A 16,676-nucleotide genomic window follows, 5' to 3' on the forward strand; every position below is an offset into this window, starting at 1 on the left:
CAGGGCCTCTCCTGGCGCGGACCGTAGGTATCACTCGGTTCCCGGCGCATGAGGACGGCTCTCGGCGCGCATCCCTCAACCAGGAGGACCGCGCGCTACCAGGCGGCAGAAAGGCAAGGACCGTGCCAAAGAAGGACACGGTCACCGAACCCGGCACCCAGCGGGCCGAGCGCCCCGGTTACGGGCAGCTCCTGCGCACCCGCGGGGCCTGGACGTTCCTGCTTCCCGGCTTCGCGGCGCGGCAGCCGTTCGCGATGCTCACGATCTCCATCGTGCTGCTCGTGCAGCACACCACCGGCTCGTACGGCACCGCCGGCGCGGTCTCCGCGACGACCGGTGTCGCCATGGCGCTCTTCGCGCCCTACAGCGGCAAGCTGGCCGACCGCTTCGGGCAGCGTGCCGTGCTGCTGCCCGGCGTGCTCGTGCACTCCGCGGCCGGACTCACGCTCACCGCGCTCGCACTCTCCGGGGCGCCCACGTGGGCGCTGTTCGTGGCCGCCGTACCCACAGGTGCCTCGACACCGCAGATCGGGCCCATGGTGCGCGCCCGCTGGGGCGTGAAGCTCCAGGGTTCGCCCCTGATGCAGACGGCCGCCGCCTTCGAGTCGGTCACCGACGAGTTCACGTTCGTGCTCGGCCCGCTGTTCGCTACGGCCCTGTGCACCGGCATCGACCCGGCCGCGGGCCTGCTCACCGAGGCCGCGCTCACCCTCGTCGGCGGCCTCCTGTTCGCCGCCCAGAAGGGCACCCAGCCTCCCGTGGCCGGCCTGGAAGGGCACGCGCGCGTGGCGCACACCTCCGCGCTCCGCGTGCCCGGTGTGCGCGTCCTGATCGTCACGTTCCTCGGCATCGGCTCCGTCTTCGGCGGCATGCAGGTCTCGCTCGCCGCGTACACCGAGTCGATCGGCGAGCCCGGCCTCAACGGCGTCCTCTACGGGATCTTCGCCGCCGGCAACATGCTCTCGGGCCTGGTCTGCGGTGCCATCGCGTGGAAGATCGCCCCGCAGCGCCGGCTCCTCGTCGGCTACACGGCCCTCGCCGTCATGGCGTCGGGGCTGTGGGCGGCGCAGTCCGTGGTGCTGCTCGCCGGGCTCGGCCTGCTGGTCGGCGTGTGCATCGCGCCGTCCCTGATCACGGGCTACACGCTGGTCGAGAAGATCGTCCCCGCGGGTTCCCGCACCGAGGCCTTCACCTGGCTGACCGGGGCGGTCGCGCTCGGTCAGGCGGTCGCCGTGTCGGTCTCCGGGCAGCTGGAGGACCGCCTCTGGGACGGCGCCGGATTCCTCGTCCCGATGGGCGGCACGGTGTTGGCCCTGGTGGTCATGTTCCTGCTGCGCTCGCGGCTCACGCCACCCTCGACGGGGCGGACCGTGGCACGTGGTGTGGGTCACCGCGAGCCTGTGGCAGTGGACTGATCCCGCGGAATAGGTCACTATGGATCGTCGTTAGCACTCAACGAGTGAGAGTGCCAGGAGGAAGACACAGTGCCGACTTACCAGTACCAGTGCACCGAGTGCGGCGAGGGCCTCGAGGCGGTGCAGAAGTTCACCGACGAGTCCCTGACCGTGTGCCCCGCTTGCCAGGGTCGCCTGAAGAAGGTGTTCTCGGCAGTCGGCATCGTGTTCAAGGGCTCCGGCTTCTACCGCAACGACAGCCGCGGCTCCTCGTCGAGCAGCAGCCCGGCGTCGTCCTCGGGGTCGTCGTCCGGCTCTGAGTCGAAGTCCGCCGAATCGAAGCCGTCCTCCGACTCGAAGCCGTCGACGTCTTCTTCGTCCTCGTCCTCTTCTTCGACGTCGTCGTCTTCGGCTTCGTCCTCGTCGAGTTCTTCGACGTCCTCCGCCGCGTAAGCAACGCCGCGAATTCTTACGAGACCCTGTCGTCATCCGGCGACAGGGTCTTCGGCGTTCCCGGCATGACTAATGTGCTGATCCATGGCGACCAACTCAGGCAACGCGAACGCGAGCACCGCCGCGGAGATCGGCGTGATCGGCGGCTCCGGCTTCTACTCGTTCCTGGACGACGTGACAGAGATCAGCGTCGACACCCCCTACGGCCCACCGAGCGACTCGCTCTTCCTCGGTGAGGTGGCGGGGCGCCGGGTCGCCTTCCTGCCCCGGCACGGCCGCGGCCACCATCTGCCGCCGCACCGCATCAACTACCGCGCCAACCTCTGGGCGTTGCGCTCCGTGGGCGTACGCCAGGTGCTCGGCCCGTGCGCGGTGGGCGGCCTGCGGCCCGAGTACGGGCCGGGGACGCTGCTCGTGCCCGACCAGTTCGTGGACCGTACGAAGTCGCGGGCGCAGACGTACTTCGACGGGCTGCCGCTCCCGGACGGGACCGTGCCGAACGTCGTGCACGTCTCGCCGGCCGATCCCTACTGCCCCGCGGGGCGCAGGGTCGCGGTGAAGGCGGCGCGCGGCAAGGGCTGGGAACCGGTGGACGGCGGGACGCTCGTGGTGGTCGAGGGGCCGCGCTTCTCCACCCGTGCCGAGTCCCGGTGGCATGCCGACATGGGCTGGTCGGTGGTCGGGATGACCGGGCACCCGGAGGCGATGCTCGCCCGTGAACTGGAGCTCTGCTACACGTCGTTGACCCTCGTCACGGATCTGGACGCGGGCGCGGAGAGCGGCGAGGGCGTCTCGCACGACGAGGTGCTCCAGGTGTTCGCGGCCAACGTGGACCGGCTGCGGACGGTGCTGTTCGACGCGGTGGCGGGGCTGCCGGCGGAGGCGGAGCGGGACTGCCCGTGCGGAGGGGCGCTGGGCGGGATGGATCCGGGGTTCCGGCTGCCGTGACGGGACCCGAGCGGGCCGAGGACTGAGGGCCGGGAGCCGGGAGCCGGGGGCCGGGGGCCGGGAGTCGGGAGTCGGGAGCGCTGAACTTCCCGTTCGGGTGAGGGAGTTGTCCACAACCGCTCGGTAGTGCACGGGGCTCAGCGGGATCGATCGCGAAGGCGGAACGTGGTCGGCGAGACGGGCGCGGCGCCCGTCCGGCCCGACCGATCCGCAGGCGGTGGCGACCATGTCCGCATCTGTCCCTGTCCCGTACCAGCTCAGCATTCCCCCGACGTCCGAGGTGCCGCCCTTCCCTCCCGTGCACGTACGCGGCGCGCGGTGGCGGCCGGGGCGCGCGGGCAGGCGTCGGCACCGGCCTGCCATGGCGGCCGGCCTCGTCCTGACCGCGGCGGCGCTGGCGGCCGCCGTGCCGTCGTCCGGGGCGGGAGGCGGGCCCGAGCCCCCGCACGTGGGGGCGGGGCCGGGTGGGCGGGCCGTCGCGCCCGCCGTGACGGTGTCGGCGCCGGTACGGATCGCGGACGCGGGGGCGGTGCGGCTGCTGCGACCGGGCGACCGGGTCGACGTGGTGGCGGCACGGGCCGACGGCAGGCCGGGGGTGCGGGTGCTCGCGTCCGGCGCGCGCGTGGCGTCCGTCCCGAAGCCGAGGCCAACTCTCGGTCAAGGCGGCGACATCGGCGAAACCTCGACGCCGGGCGGCGCGTTGGTGGTGCTGACGGTGGAACGTGGGACCGCGGCGCGACTCGCGGGCGCCGGAGCCGCTTCCAGGCTGGCGGTGACGGTGTGGTGACGTATATCTCGTCAAGTCCCTCGTTCGAGCTACCGAATTGGACAGGTCTGACCCGAACTGTCGTAGGTTGCGGAAGCGTTTGCTCCACAACCTGGACATGTGAAGAGAGGCCTTCTGGTGAGCGAGAACAACGAACCGAGCCTGTGGGAAGGCTTCAAGGCCTTCCTCATGCGGGGCAATGTGATCGACCTGGCGGTCGCCGTGGTCATCGGCGCCGCGTTCACCAGCGTCGTGAACACGGTGGTGGAAGGGGTCATCAACCCGATCGTCGGAGCGTTCGGGACACAGGACCTGAACAAGTACTCGTACTGCCTTCAGAGCCCGTGCAAGCCCGCGACAGGCGGTGCCGAGGCCGAAGGCATCGAGATCATGTGGGGCACGGTCGTCAGTGCCGCCCTCAGCTTCCTGATCACGGCCGCCGTCGTCTACTTCCTGATGGTGCTGCCGATGGCCAAGTACCTCGCCCGGCAGGCCGCGAAGAAGGCCGAGAAGGAAGGCACCCAGGAGGTCATGGAGGTCTCCGAGCTGGAGGTGCTCAAGGAGATCCGCGACGCGCTCGTGGCGCAGCGCGGCTCGGGGCACACCGAGCCCTAGTAGGGCTCGCGGCCGCCCTTCAGATGTGGTGGGGCGGCTTCTCGTCGAGGAAGCGGGCCAGGTCGGCGGCGCTGTTGTCGCCGGCCGCCGGCCGCTCGCCCCAGCCGCGGTCCGTGTCGTCGGAGGACTGCGCCGTCAGCGGGTCGTCGAAGATCAGCGCGGCCTTGGGGTCGCGCTTCTTGGGATCGCGCTCGGCGGGCTCGGGGGCGGTGCTCATGGCTCCAGGGTACGTCGCGGGGGCGAACCCTGGCTCAGACCGCTGTGAGGCCGTAGGACTCGAAGATCGCCTTGGCGGAGGCGAGCTGTCCGGGGGTGGGCGAGGGGGTGTCGCGCAGCGTGAAGGTCTTGCCGAGCGCCTGCCACTTCGCCTCGCCGAGCTTGTGGAAGGGCAACACGTCGACCCGGGAGACGTTGCCGAGGGAGCCCGCGAAGGCGGCGACGCCCTCGATGTTGGCGGGGTCGTCGGTCAGGCCGGGGACGAGCACGAAGCGCACCCACACGTTCTTGCCGAGGTCGGCGAGGCGGTGCGCGAAGTCGAGGGTGGGCCGCAGCGGGCGCCCGGTGACCCGCTTGTAGGTGGCGCGGTCCCAGGACTTGATGTCGAGCAGCACCAGGTCCACGTCGCGCAGGAGGGCGTCGGTGGCGCGGGCGCCGAGGAAGCCCGAGGTGTCGAGGGCCGTGTGCAGGCCCAGCTCGTGCTTGAAGCGGTGCAGCAGCTCACCGGCGAAGACCGGCTGGAGCAGCGGTTCCCCGCCGCTGATGGTGGCGCCGCCGCCCGCGGCCTCGATGAACCGGGTGTACTTGGCGGCTTCCGCGACGATGTCGTCGGCCGCGGTGCGCTTGCCGTTCCGCATCTTCCAGGTGTCGGGGTTGTGGCAGTACAGGCAGGTCAGCGGGCAGCCGGAGAGGAACGTCACGAAGCGGGTGCCGGGCCCGTCGACGCCGGTCGACAGGTCCCAGGAGTGCACCGAACCCTCGATGGGGCGGTGGGTCGCGGCGGCGGCCGGGGTGGCGGCGTCGTTCGCTGCCGGCTTCTGCGTGAGCAGCACGGTCATGGCGTTCCTCCTCGTGTCCTTCGGGGTGCCTCGGTAGGGAGGACCGGCTCAGAGGGAGCCGTGGAAGGTGCGGTTGATGACGTCCAGCTGCTGCTCGCGCGTCAGGCGGACGAAGTTCACCGCGTAGCCGGAGACCCGGATGGTGAGCTGCGGGTAGTTCTCCGGGTGCTCCATGGCGTCCTCGAGCGTCGCCTTGTTCAGGACGTTGACGTTCATGTGGAAGCCGTCGCTGGCCATGAACCCGTCGAGCACGCCGGACAGGTTGCCGATCCGCTCGCCGGGGGTGCGGCCCAGGGCGTCCGGGGTGATCGTGTTGGTCAGCGAGATGCCGTCCTCGGCGTCGTCGTAGGGCAGCTTCGCCACCGACAGGGCGGAGGCGATGTAGCCGTGCTCGTCGCGCCCGTTCATCGGGTTGGCGCCGGGGGCGAAGGGGGTGCCGGCGCGGCGGCCGTCCGGGGTGTTGCCGGTCTTCTTGCCGTAGACGACGTTCGAGGTGATCGTGAGTACCGACTGGGTGTGCACGGCGTTCCGGTAGGTCGGGTGCTTGCGGACCTTCTCCATGAAGCCGTGGACGATGCGCCGGGCGATGGCGTCGGCGCGGTCGTCGTTGTTGCCGTAGGCCGGGTAGTCACCCTCGATCTCGTAGTCGACGGCGAGACCCGTCTCGTCCCGGATCACCTTCACCTTGGCGTGCTTGATCGCCGAGAGGGAGTCCGCGGCGACCGACAGGCCCGCGATGCCACAGGCCATGGTGCGCAGGATCTCCTGGTCGTGCAGGGCCATCTCGATGCGCTCGTAGGCGTACTTGTCGTGCATGTAGTGGATGACGTTGAGCGCGTGGACGTAGGTCCTCGCCAGCCAGTCGAGCATCGCGTCGTAGCGCTCGGCGACGACTCCGTAGTCGAGGTACTCGCCCTCGATGGGCTCGAAGCCCTCGACGACCTGCTTGCCGGACTTCTCGTCGCGGCCACCGTTGATCGCGTAGAGGAGCGCCTTGGCGACGTTCACGCGGGCGCCGAAGAACTGCATCTGCTTGCCGACGGCCATCGCGGAGACGCAGCAGGCGATAGCGGTGTCGTCGCCGTACTTGGGGCGCATCAGCTCGTCGGACTCGAACTGGATGGCCGAGGTGTCGATGGCGACCTGGGAGGCGAAGTCCTTGAAGCCGCGCGGCAGTTCACGCGACCAGAAGACCGTCAGGTTCGGCTCGGGGGCCGGGCCGAGGTTGTAGAGGGTCTGCAGGGCGCGGAAGGTGGTGCGCGAGACGAGCGGACGGCCGTCCTCGCCGATACCGGCCATCGACCAGGTGACCCAGGTCGGGTCGCCGGAGTAGAGGTCGTTGTACTCGGGGGTACGCAGGAAGCGGACGATGCGGAGCTTGATGACGAAGTCGTCGATGAACTCCTGGGCCTCGGACTCGGTGATCCGGCCGGCCTCGATGTCGCGCTGCAGGTAGATGTCGAGGAAGTTGTCGATGCGGCCGATCGACATGGCCGCGCCGTTCTGCTCCTTCACGGCGGCGAGGTAGGCGAAGTACAGCCACTGGACGGCCTCGCGGCCGGTGGTGGCCGGGCCCGAGATGTCGTAGCCGTACGACATGGCCATGGCCTTGAGCTCGTTCAGCGCCTTGATCTGCTCGGAGATCTCCTCGCGGTCCCGGATCACGTGCTCGGTGGGCCAGGCGGCGCTCAGCTCGTCCTTGTCGGCCTGCTTGGCGGCGATGAGGCGGTCGACGCCGTAGAGGGCGACGCGGCGGTAGTCGCCGATGATGCGGCCGCGGCCGTAGGCGTCGGGGAGGCCGGTGATGATGCCGGAGGAGCGGCAGGCGCGGATCTCGGGGGTGTAGGCGTCGAAGACCCCCTCGTTGTGGGTCTTGCGCAGGTGGGTGTAGATCTCGCGGACCTCGGGGTCGGCCTCGTAGCCGTACGCGTTCAGGGCGCCCTCGACCATCCGCCAGCCGCCGTTGGGCATGATCGCGCGCTTCAGCGGGGCGTCGGTCTGGAGGCCCACGATGAGGTCAATGGGGCCTCCCCTGCTCGAACGGAGTTGAGAGCTTGGGGAATGGTTCGCGGGTGTGCCGTCGATGTAGCCGGGCCTGAAGGCGTCGATACGGGACGGGGTCTGCACGTCGACGTCGTGGACGCCGCGCTCGATCTCCGCGGGGAACATCCCGAGGAGCTTGTCCCAGGCGCCGGTGGTGCGTTCGGTCGGCCCCGCGAGGAAGGAGCCGTCCCCCTCGTAGGGAGTGTAGTTCTGCTGGACGAAGTCGCGGACGTCGACGGCGTCCCGCCACAGCCCTCCCTTGAAGCCCTCCCAGGCCTCGCCGTGCGTCGTCTTTTCCGCGGGAGTGGCAGTCATCTGCGGCACCTTCCCCATCTCTTCGACCGGTGGGTTGCTACGAGTTCATTGCACTCCGGCGGGGCTCGACAAAGGGGCGGCAATGGTCCTGAGTTCAGGACCATAGGGCCCTACTTCGGGCCGGAATCTGCTGGAACTTCCGGGTTCACCTGGGATTTCCCCAGGGACTTTCGACCCTTGTTTACTTGTGAATGCATTCACAAGAAAGGTGCCGGATTTCCGTGGTACCAGCGGCGTCCGCGCATGCGTGGACTGCGTGCCGATTCCCCCGCGGCGCGATCCGATCTGCTGGGGTGGGCCCATGACGTCCACGCCAGACAAGCGCTCCCCGATCCGCCGCATGGTCGAGAGGGGGCGCGACGAGGAGCATCGGGCCGCGTCACCGCTGGAGCTGTTCTTCGACCTGTGTTTCGTCGTCGCCGTCGCGCAGGGCGGGGCGGAGCTGGTGCACGCGGTCGCGGAGGGGCACTCGGGCGCCGGCGTGATCGACTACGCGCGCGTTTTCTTCGCGATCTGGTGGGCGTGGATGAACTTCACCTGGTTCGCCTCGGCCTACGACAACGACGACGCGCTCTATCGCGTGATCACGCTCGTCCAGATCGCGGGCGTGCTGGTGCTCGCGGCCGGAGTCTCGCAGGCGTTCGCGCACGACGACTACCTGGTGGTCTTTCTCGGCTACCTGGTCATGCGGGTCGCCATGGCCACGCACTGGCTGCGGGCCGCCGCCTCCACCACCGGGGCCGAGCGTCGGGTGGCACTGCGGTACGCGGGCGGCGTGCTCGCCTGCCAGATCGGCTGGTTGGCCCTGCTGTTCACGCCCACGGCGGCCCAGGGCTGGGTGTTCCTGGCGATGGCGATCCTGGAGATGTGCGTACCGGTGTACGCGGAGCGGGACCGGCAGACGTCCTGGCACCCGCACCACATCGCCGAGCGCTACGGCCTGTTCACGATCATCGTGCTCGGCGAGACGATCGCCGCGGCCACGGTCGCGGTGAAGTCGGGCATCGAGGAGAACGACGCGCTCCGCGAGCTCCTGCCGATCGCGGCGGGCGGCCTGCTCGTCGTCTTCGCCGCCTGGTGGATCTACTTCGCGGTGCCGATCCACGACCGGCTGCGCAGCAACCGGCAGGCGTTCGTGTGGGGCTACGGCCACTTCTTCATCCTCGCGTCGGCGGCGTCGATCGGCGCGGGCATCGAGGTCGCCGTAGAGCAGGCGGTGGGCAAGGCGCACATCTCCACGGCCGCCGCCTCCGCCGCCGTGACGGTCCCGTCAGCGGTGTTCCTGCTGCTGGTGTGGGCGCTGCACGCGCGATTCTTCAAGGCGGGGGCCGCGCAGCAACTGACGTTGCCGGTCAGTGCGGTGCTGGTGCTCGCGTGCACGTTCGCGGGGCACTGGGCGGTGCTCACGGCGGGGATCGTCGCGGCGCTCACGGTGGTGGCCGGGGTGACGCTGTCCTCGCGGCCGGGCGGGGCGCAGACTGCCTGAGTGGTCCTGGCCACCCCACCCGGCCGGTGCCTCCCGGTCACCCCGACCGGGCGCCAACTGCCGTGGTAGGCATGGGACATGACGACACGCAACGATGCCCTCACCGATGTCCCCGGCCTGCGCGTCGGACACGCCACCCGTGTCGGGGACGGGTTCCTGACCGGTACGACGGTCGTGCTCGCCCCCGAAGGCGGCGCGGTCACCGCCGTGGACGTACGTGGCGGTGGACCCGGCACGCGGGAGACCGACGCACTGGACCCGCGCAACCTCGTGCAGCGGATCGAGGCGGTCGTGCTCACGGGCGGCAGCGCGTTCGGGCTCGACTCGGCGTCGGGCGTGATGGCGTGGCTGGAGGACCAGGGGCGCGGGGTCCCGGCCGGCGCCCGCCCCGGGGAGGTCGTGCCGGTGGTGCCGGCGGCGTGCGTGTTCGACCTCGGCCGGGGCGGCGACTGGCGGGCCCGGCCGGACGCGGCGTTGGGCCGCGCCGCGGTCGAGGCCGCCGCCGCGACGGAGTCCGGCTCCCCCGTCCAGGAGGGCAACGTCGGCGCGGGCACCGGCACGCTCGTCGGGAAGCTGCGCGGCGGCATCGGTACCGCCTCCACGGTCCTCGACTCCGGGATCACGGTCTCCGCCCTGGTCGTCGCGAACGCCGCGGGCTCCGCCGTGGACCCGGCCACCGGGGCGTTGTACGGCGAGTTCTTCACGGGCCGCGGCCCGGTGACGTACCCCACGCCGGAGACGCACGAGGCGGCGGGCAAGCGGATCGCGGAAGCAGCCGCGGCGAACGGGGTGCAGCCCCTCAACACCACCCTCGCCGTCGTCGCCACCGACGCCGACCTCAGCCGCGCCCAGGCGCAGAAGGTCGCCGGTACCGCGCACGACGGGATCGCCCGGGCCGTACGCCCTGTACACCTGCTGAACGACGGGGACACGGTGTTCGCGCTCGCCACCGGGGAGCGGCCGCTCGACGCCGCGAACCCCCTCGCCCTCAACGAGGTGCTCGCGGCCGGTGCCGACCTCGTGACGCGGGCGATCGTACGGGCCCTGCGCACGGCGGAGTCCGTGTCGGTCGGCGGCCGCACCCACCTCTCGTACAGCGACCTTTACGGGAGCCCGGCCGACGCCGTGTAACAGAGATCCACCGCCGCGTAACAGAACTGTCCCTGTGGCTGCGTTCACAGCAAGCGGACGGAACCCCTCCGGCCGCCTCACGCTCTTCTCTCACATCGGTAGAGAAGCAGCGGAACAGCAGAAACCACGAAAAGGGAGCAGACCGTGAGCAGGCAGAACAAAGCCGTCGTGTGCGCGGCACTCGCCGTCGGCGCACTGACCCTCACGGCCTGCGGGGGTGATGCCACCGCCAGCGACGACAAGGGTGGCGACGCCCCAAAGATCACCATCTCCGCCAAGGACGGCTCGACCGGTGCGTCGATCAACGCGACGGGCGTGAAGGTCAGCGACGGCAAGCTGACCACCGTAAAGATGACCGAGTCGGCGAGCGGCAAGACCGTGCCCGGCACGATCGTGAAGAGCGGCGCGGCGTGGAAGCCGAAGGAGCAGCTGGAGCGCGGCACCAAGTACCGGATCTCCGCGTCCGCCAAGGACGACAGCGGACAGAAGGCCGCCGCCAACTCCATCTTCACGACGGTCTCCAGCGCCAACAGCTTCATCGGGACGTACACACCGGACGACGGGAAGACGGTCGGGGTCGGGATGCCGGCCTCCTTCACGTTCGACAAGGCGATCACCAACAAGAAGGACGTGCAGTCGCACATCACGGTGACGTCCAGCAGCGGCCAGAAGGTCGTCGGCCACTGGTTCGGCGCGCAGCGCCTGGACTTCAGGCCCCAGGACTACTGGAAGGCCGGCTCCAAGGTCACGATGAAGATCGACCTCGACGGCGTCGAGGGGGCGAACGGGGTGCACGGCGTGCAGGACAAGACGGTGACCTTCACCGTCGGCCGCTCGCAGGTCTCCACGGTCGACGCGAACACGCAGGAGATGACGGTCGTCCGCGACGGCAGGACGATCAAGACGGTGCCCGTCTCGACCGGAAGCAACGAACACCCGACGTACAACGGGCAGATGGTGATCTCGGAGAAGTTCGTGCAGACGCGCATGAACGGCGACACGGTCGGCTTCGGCGGGGAGTACGACATCGCGGACGTGCCGCACGCGATGCGCCTGTCCCAGTCCGGGACGTTCATCCACGGCAACTACTGGAGCTCACCGGGCATCTTCGGCTCGCAGGGCACCAGCCACGGCTGCGTCGGCATGCGGGACGTGAAGGGCGCGGGCGGCGACACGACCGCCAAGTGGTTCTACGACAACTCGCTCGTCGGCGACGTCGTGGTCATGAAGAACTCGCACGACGAGACGGTCGCCCCGGACAACGGCCTCAACGGCTGGAACATGGCGTGGGACCAGTGGACGGCGGGCAGCGCCGCCTGACCGGCCGACTGCACCGACACGGGCCGCGCGGGAACCCACCGCGCGGCCCGCGCGTTGTCCAGGCACGTTGCTCAAATCCCGCTCTCCGTCTGTCATTTCGTTTGTCATTTCGTTTGCCATTTCACGGACACGATGTCCGAGCGAAGGACTACGGTATGCACCCACGAGGTGACACGAAGCGATACTGGGAGGTGCCTTGAGCTTTCCGCATGACTCCGAGACCTGTGCCGGATTAGGGACCGAGTCGGACGCGTCACCCGAAGCGCAGCTCGGGCGGCTCCTCGGTCGCGCGCTCAACTCCTTCGACCTGCCCGACGAGACGCTGGAGCGGCTCGACGGAGCGCTCGCGTACGCGGGCTCCCTGCACTCGGCCCACCACAGCGCGGGCCGCCACCGCGAGACCTACCGGCACAACTGGTTGCTGATCGACGGCGGTTCGCTCACCCTCTGGGAGCTCGTGCACAACACGGGGCGGGACGGCGCACCGCAGCACGAGGTCTACGCGTCCGAGGACGAGCTGCACCTGGCGACGGGACGGCTGCCGCTGCCCCTGGAAGCCGAGCCGGAGTTCGACCTCCACGTCCCCATGACCCCCGTCAAGCTCCCCCCGGTCCCGCCGATGCGCCGCACCTTCGGCGCCCGCGACCCGCACAGCTCCGTCGACCACGCACGCCGCCTGCTGCGCCGCGCGGAGAACCCGGACGTCTCGACGCGCCCCGGCCCCGGCATCGCGCGGCTGCTGCGGGAGGCGTGCGCGCACCAGATCACCCAGGCCTTCGGCTGCCGCGTCGGCCACGGTTTCGCGCTGTACGAGCACGCGTTCCTGCTGCGCGACGGCTGCGAGGTCAGTCTCTGGGAGGTCGAGCACACGGCTACGCCGGACGGTCGGCACATGTGCGAGGTGTACGCGACGCAGGAAGCGGCGCGGGCGACGATGGAGCGCCGGGCGGCGTCCCACCCGCGGGCCCGGCGGTAACTCCTGCCCGGGAGTTCGAAGACAGGGCCCAAGCCCGGCCCTCCCCCGGACTACCGGCGGCTGAACTCCCGTACAAGGCCTGCGAAGGCGTCCTGCTCGTCGGCCGTCAGCGGCACCGACTCGAGCGCGGGCGCCCTGGACTGGGCCGGCAGCACGCCCATCGGCAGCTGTGTCCGCGGCTGCGGCGGGGCGAAGGCGACAGTGCGCACCAGGCGGGCCAGTCCGATCACCCAGGCCACGGCCGCGAGAGCGACCAGAGCCAGGCCCAGCTGCTGAAGGATCGACACGTGCTCAGGCATGCGCTCCAGTGAACACCACAGTCCGGGACTTTGGTCCCGGACCGTGACGTATCTCGCAACCCCGGACAGCCCACTCAGGGACGCACCTGTCGGGGCAGTGTGGGCCCGCCACATCGAACGCTGTGCGGGTAATAGCTCTCCTGGGTGATTCCTTCGTCTTCTCATACCAGTCGACACCTTCACTCATAGCGTTCTGTGCACGGAGCGTCACGGTGGAGGTGCGATGAAGACGGTTTCGCTGGGCGTCTACGTCCGACAGTCGGACGAGGAACCGGGGCCCGACGGCGTTCGCCCAGGCGAAGCGGTGGCCCGGCAAGAAGCGGCGTGCAGACGACTCGCGGCCACCCTCGGGGCCGTGGTGGTCCGTGTGTACGCGGACAACGCCCTTTCGGCATCGTTGCCAGGCGTGTACCGCCCCGCCTTCGAGGAGCTCTTGTCCGACCTCGCCGCCGGGGCGCTCGACGGTTTCCTGTTCGCCCACTCCGACCGGGTCGCCCGGCGCGCATCCGACGCCGCACGCGTATGCGCTCTGTACGAAGAGCACCTGCACTTGTCCGGCAGATCGGTGGAAGGCGGGGTCAACCTGTCCCAGAGCCACGGACGCGCCCTGTTTCTGGAGCAGGCACTCGACGGGGGCAAGGAAGCCGCCGCGACAGCTCGGCGCCAACAGGCCGCCAATCTGCACCGGGCGTTGGCAGGGCGGCCGCACATCGGCGCGACCGCGTGGGGCTGGGACCGGGACGGCCGCTTGCAGGACCCGGCCGCGTCATTGCTTCGTCGCGGCATCGAAGCCGCCGCCGAAGGTGCCTGTGTGCGCGAGATCCGCGCGGACTGGCTCGACCACGGTGTGACGGGCCGCACCGGCAAGCCGGTCTCACGCAAGACCGTGCTGCTCCGTCTGATCAATCCGCGCAACATCGGGTACCGCATCTACGCCTCGGTCGAGGCACGGCGCAACGCCTCGAAGCTGTGGACACCCGATCTGGTGCTGCACGACGACAACGGCCGTGCTGTCATGGGCGATTGGCAGCGGGTCGCAGCTCCCGCGACCTATTGGGCCGCGGTGCGCAGCCTCGAGGAACAGCTCGACGCGGCCCACGAACGCGGCCACAGCGGTCCACCGCCGGGGCTCTACACCCGCCTGTTGTCGGGCCGGGTCCGCTGCGCGGAATGCGGGGCGTCGATGGTCGTCTCGTCGCGCACGGTGCGCACCGGCGCGTCCGCCGGAGCAAGACAGCCGTTCTACCGCTGCCCCTCGATCAACGGCGGATGTGGTCGGCTGACCCGCACGGCCGCCTCACTGGAGAGCTACGTCACGGCCGAGTTGCTGACTCGGTTGAGTCAGGTGGCGTCCGCCACCACCGTCGCTCCGGCTCCGCTCGCGGCGGACGCCGAGTCGATCTACCGCTACAACGCTCTGGTCCGACGCCACACGGAGCTGCTGCGATCGGCCCAGCACACCACGGAGCACTGGCTCCTGCTCAAACTGCCGGAGAGACGTGCACAGTTGGCCACACATGTGGACGAGGTCCGGCTACGACCGGCACCGCGCGGCCGCTGGTTCGACCCGGCCACGGTCGACATCGTCTGGGCGGAGCACCCGTCGGAGGCAGCTCGGGCGATCGGCAGAGGGCGGCGGTCCCGCTGAGGGACCGCCGCCCTGCGAGGGGGTGATTCGCGCTGTTCCGTCAGGCCCCGGCCGGCTGAGTCTGCCGGGTCTCCGGCTCCGCCACGACCTCGTGAGAAGCCGCCGCGACTTCCTGAGGTGCACGGTCCGGCCGCTGGTCGGCGGACTTCCGCAGGGACTTGAGCAGCACGGTCAGCGCCGCGGTGACGCAGGTGCCCACCGCGATCGCCACCAGGTACAGCCAGGCGTTGCCGATCAGGGGGACGACGAAGATGCCGCCGTGGGGGGCGCGGAGGGTGGCGCCGAAGGTCATGGAGAGGGCGCCGGTGACGCCGCCGCCGACGATCGACGGGACGATCACGCGGAACGGATCGGCCGCCGCGAAGGGGATGGCGCCCTCAGTGATGAAGGAGGCGCCCAGAACCCAGGCCGCCTTGCCGTTCTCCCGCTCGGCCTTGGTGAAGAGCCTCGACCGGACGGTCGTCGCGAGCGCCATGGCCAGCGGCGGGACCATGCCGGCCGCCATCACGGCGGCCATCACCTTGAGCGAGCCGTCGTTGGGGTTGGCGAGGCCGCCCACCGCGAAGGCGTAGGCGACCTTGTTGAGCGGGCCGCCCAGGTCGCTGGCCATCATCACGCCGAGCACGACGCCCAGAATGATCGCGTTCGAGCCCGACAGCGAACCCAGCCAGTCGGTCAGCCGCGTCTGCACCCAGGCGATCGGCTGGCCCACGACGGCGAACATCAGAAAGCCGACGAGCGCCGACGAGACGAGCGGGATCACCACGACCGGCATGATGCCGCGCAGTACGTCGGGCACCTTGACCCGCTGGATCGCCATGACCAGCGCACCGGCGATCAGACCGCCGACCAGTCCACCGAGGAAGCCCGCGTTGATCGTGACCGCGATCGAGCCCGCGACGAAGCCGGGCACCAGGCCGGGCCGATCCGCCATGCCGTATGCGATGTAGCCGGCGAGGACCGGGACCAGGAAGGCGAAGGCCGCCTGGCCGGTCCAGAACATGAGGGCCGCCCAGCTGTGCATCGAGCCCCAGTTGAAGGCGTCGACGACCGACTGGACATCGGTGTTGGCGATCTTGTAGCCGCCGAGCGCGAAGGAGATCGCGATCAGCAGACCCCCCGCCGCCACGAACGGCACCATGTAACTGACGCCCGACATCAGCCACTTGCGGAGCTTTGTGCCGTAACCGTCCGTGGAGTCACCGGAGTTGTCCACAGGTGTGGATGACGAGTCGGCGTGGCCCGTGATCTCGCCGCGGGATGCCTTCTCCCGGACCTCTGTGATGAGTTCGGCGGGGCGGTTGATGCCGGCCTTGACTCCGACGTCGACCGTGGGCTTTCCGGCGAAGCGTTCCTTCTCGCGTACGGGGACGTCGTGGGCGAAGATCACGCCGTCGGCGGCCGCGACGACGGCCGGGTCGAGGCGGGTGAAGCCGGAGGAGCCCTGCGTCTCGACGACGAGTTCGACGCCGTCGGTGTCGCGGCCGGTGTTCTCCAGGGACTCGGCCGCCATGTAGGTGTGGGCGATGCCGGTGGGGCAGGAGGTGACCGCGACGATCTTGAACGTGGCCGGCTGCTCGACGGGCACTTCGGCTTGCGCCGCTTCCGGCTCTACGGGTTCCGCCGTTTCCGACGCTACGGATTCCGCCGCTTCCGGCTCTACGCGTTCCGCCGTTTCCGGCTCTACGGGATCGGGGGCCGGCTCGTCGCCGCGGATCAGTGATGCCGCTGCTTCGGCGTCGGTCGCCGCGCGCAGGGCCGACTTGAAGTCCTCGTCCATCAGTTGGCGGGCCAGGGAGGACAGGATCGTGAGGTGGGCGTCGTCCGCGCCCGCCGGGGCCGCGATCAGGAAGATCAGGTCGGCGGGGCCGTCCGGGGCGCCGAAGTCGATGCCCTCCGCGCTGCGGCCGAAGGCGAGCGTCGGCTCGGTGACGTGTGCGCTGCGGCAGTGCGGGATGCCGATGCCGCCGTCGAGGCCGGTCGGCATCTGGGCCTCGCGGGCCGCGACGTCGGCGAGGAAGCCGTCGAGGTCGGTGACCCTGCCGAGCGCCACCATGCGCTCCGCGAGGGAACGGGCGGCCTCGTCCTTGGTCGGGGCGGACAGGTCGAGGTCGACCAGGTCCGCGGTGATCATCTCCGTCATCGCGGGCTCCTTTGCCTACGGATGGGCCTACGGATGGGCCTACGTATGGGTGGGGTGACTTCTGGGTGGTCCGGGTGTGCGGCG

At 70.1% G+C, this 16,676-nt stretch carries 15 protein-coding genes; 10 read left to right on the top strand and 5 right to left on the bottom strand.

Annotated elements, in window-relative coordinates:
• Positions 1-122 precede the first annotated feature (122 nt).
• The 5 genes from ACIRHA_RS33750 to mscL all read left to right on the top strand — a co-directional run bounded on the left by ACIRHA_RS33750 (position 123) and on the right by mscL (position 4,176).
• Positions 123-1,415 (top strand): MFS transporter, encoded by a 1,293-nt coding sequence (locus ACIRHA_RS33750; RefSeq protein WP_403853760.1) that lies wholly within the window; start codon positions 123-125, stop codon positions 1,413-1,415.
• A 69-nt stretch (positions 1,416-1,484) separates the two neighbouring features.
• Positions 1,485-1,847 (top strand): FmdB family zinc ribbon protein, encoded by a 363-nt coding sequence (locus ACIRHA_RS33755; protein WP_403853762.1) that lies wholly within the window; start codon positions 1,485-1,487, stop codon positions 1,845-1,847.
• Positions 1,848-1,931: 84 nt separating this feature from the next.
• Complete coding sequence (locus ACIRHA_RS33760) at positions 1,932-2,795, top strand: S-methyl-5'-thioadenosine phosphorylase (RefSeq protein WP_403853764.1); 864 nt, start codon at positions 1,932-1,934, stop codon at positions 2,793-2,795.
• A 226-nt stretch (positions 2,796-3,021) separates the two neighbouring features.
• Positions 3,022-3,582: a hypothetical protein gene (locus ACIRHA_RS33765; protein ID WP_403853766.1), complete on the top strand. Its 561-nt coding sequence runs from the start codon at positions 3,022-3,024 to the stop codon at positions 3,580-3,582.
• Positions 3,583-3,696: 114 nt separating this feature from the next.
• Positions 3,697-4,176, top strand: a complete 480-nt coding sequence (mscL, locus tag ACIRHA_RS33770) for a large conductance mechanosensitive channel protein MscL (RefSeq protein ID WP_403853964.1) — start codon at positions 3,697-3,699, stop codon at positions 4,174-4,176.
• 19 nt (positions 4,177-4,195) lie between these two features.
• Here the strand turns inward: mscL and ACIRHA_RS33775 are convergent, their stop codons facing one another.
• The 3 genes from ACIRHA_RS33775 to pflB are packed head-to-tail and all read right to left on the bottom strand — an operon-like array spanning position 4,196 to position 7,589.
• Positions 4,196-4,393, bottom strand: coding sequence for a hypothetical protein (locus ACIRHA_RS33775; protein ID WP_403853768.1), 198 nt, complete (start codon positions 4,391-4,393; stop codon positions 4,196-4,198).
• Positions 4,394-4,427: 34 nt separating this feature from the next.
• Positions 4,428-5,231, bottom strand: coding sequence for a pyruvate formate-lyase-activating protein (pflA, locus tag ACIRHA_RS33780; protein ID WP_403853770.1), 804 nt, complete (start codon positions 5,229-5,231; stop codon positions 4,428-4,430).
• 48 nt (positions 5,232-5,279) lie between these two features.
• Positions 5,280-7,589: a formate C-acetyltransferase gene (gene pflB, locus ACIRHA_RS33785; RefSeq protein WP_403853772.1), complete on the bottom strand. Its 2,310-nt coding sequence runs from the start codon at positions 7,587-7,589 to the stop codon at positions 5,280-5,282.
• Positions 7,590-7,890: 301 nt separating this feature from the next.
• On the opposite strand from pflB, the gene ACIRHA_RS33790 reads away from it, so the two are divergent.
• The 4 genes from ACIRHA_RS33790 (at position 7,891) to ACIRHA_RS33805 (ending at position 12,502) form a co-directional block, all read left to right on the top strand.
• On the top strand, positions 7,891-9,075 hold the full coding sequence (locus ACIRHA_RS33790) for a low temperature requirement protein A (protein ID WP_403853774.1): 1,185 nt from the start codon (positions 7,891-7,893) through the stop codon (positions 9,073-9,075).
• Positions 9,076-9,153: 78 nt separating this feature from the next.
• Positions 9,154-10,206, top strand: a complete 1,053-nt coding sequence (locus tag ACIRHA_RS33795) for a P1 family peptidase (protein WP_403853776.1) — start codon at positions 9,154-9,156, stop codon at positions 10,204-10,206.
• A gap of 144 nt (positions 10,207-10,350) precedes the next feature.
• Complete coding sequence (locus ACIRHA_RS33800) at positions 10,351-11,526, top strand: Ig-like domain-containing protein (protein WP_403853778.1); 1,176 nt, start codon at positions 10,351-10,353, stop codon at positions 11,524-11,526.
• Positions 11,527-11,722: 196 nt separating this feature from the next.
• Positions 11,723-12,502, top strand: a complete 780-nt coding sequence (locus ACIRHA_RS33805; RefSeq protein ID WP_403853780.1) for a DUF6227 family protein — start codon at positions 11,723-11,725, stop codon at positions 12,500-12,502.
• A gap of 50 nt (positions 12,503-12,552) precedes the next feature.
• Here the strand turns inward: ACIRHA_RS33805 and ACIRHA_RS33810 are convergent, their stop codons facing one another.
• Positions 12,553-12,801 (bottom strand): hypothetical protein, encoded by a 249-nt coding sequence (locus tag ACIRHA_RS33810; RefSeq protein ID WP_403853782.1) that lies wholly within the window; start codon positions 12,799-12,801, stop codon positions 12,553-12,555.
• 223 nt (positions 12,802-13,024) lie between these two features.
• Here ACIRHA_RS33810 and ACIRHA_RS33815 point away from each other — a divergent pair, with 223 nt between their 5' ends.
• A complete protein-coding gene (locus ACIRHA_RS33815) occupies positions 13,025-14,449 on the top strand; it encodes a recombinase family protein (RefSeq protein WP_403853784.1) in 1,425 nt (474 codons plus the stop codon).
• A 40-nt stretch (positions 14,450-14,489) separates the two neighbouring features.
• Here the strand turns inward: ACIRHA_RS33815 and ACIRHA_RS33820 are convergent, their stop codons facing one another.
• Positions 14,490-16,592, bottom strand: coding sequence for a fructose-specific PTS transporter subunit EIIC (locus tag ACIRHA_RS33820; RefSeq protein WP_403853786.1), 2,103 nt, complete (start codon positions 16,590-16,592; stop codon positions 14,490-14,492).
• Positions 16,593-16,676 lie beyond the last annotated feature (84 nt).

Source organism: Streptomyces sp. NPDC102360 (genome assembly GCF_044766085.1).
Taxonomy (GTDB): Bacteria; Actinomycetota; Actinomycetes; order Streptomycetales; family Streptomycetaceae; genus Streptomyces.

Coding starts and splice junctions, on each gene's coding strand:
- ACIRHA_RS33810 (WP_403853782.1), bottom strand. CDS start 12,801: ATGCCTGAGCACGTGTCGATCCTTCAGCAGCTGGGCCTGGCTCTGGTC.
- pflA (WP_403853770.1), bottom strand. CDS start 5,231: ATGACCGTGCTGCTCACGCAGAAGCCGGCAGCGAACGACGCCGCCACC.
- ACIRHA_RS33765 (WP_403853766.1), top strand. CDS start 3,022: ATGTCCGCATCTGTCCCTGTCCCGTACCAGCTCAGCATTCCCCCGACG.
- ACIRHA_RS33815 (WP_403853784.1), top strand. CDS start 13,025: ATGAAGACGGTTTCGCTGGGCGTCTACGTCCGACAGTCGGACGAGGAA.
- pflB (WP_403853772.1), bottom strand. CDS start 7,589: ATGACTGCCACTCCCGCGGAAAAGACGACGCACGGCGAGGCCTGGGAG.
- ACIRHA_RS33760 (WP_403853764.1), top strand. CDS start 1,932: ATGGCGACCAACTCAGGCAACGCGAACGCGAGCACCGCCGCGGAGATC.
- ACIRHA_RS33775 (WP_403853768.1), bottom strand. CDS start 4,393: ATGAGCACCGCCCCCGAGCCCGCCGAGCGCGATCCCAAGAAGCGCGAC.
- ACIRHA_RS33820 (WP_403853786.1), bottom strand. CDS start 16,592: ATGACGGAGATGATCACCGCGGACCTGGTCGACCTCGACCTGTCCGCC.
- ACIRHA_RS33795 (WP_403853776.1), top strand. CDS start 9,154: ATGACGACACGCAACGATGCCCTCACCGATGTCCCCGGCCTGCGCGTC.
- ACIRHA_RS33790 (WP_403853774.1), top strand. CDS start 7,891: ATGACGTCCACGCCAGACAAGCGCTCCCCGATCCGCCGCATGGTCGAG.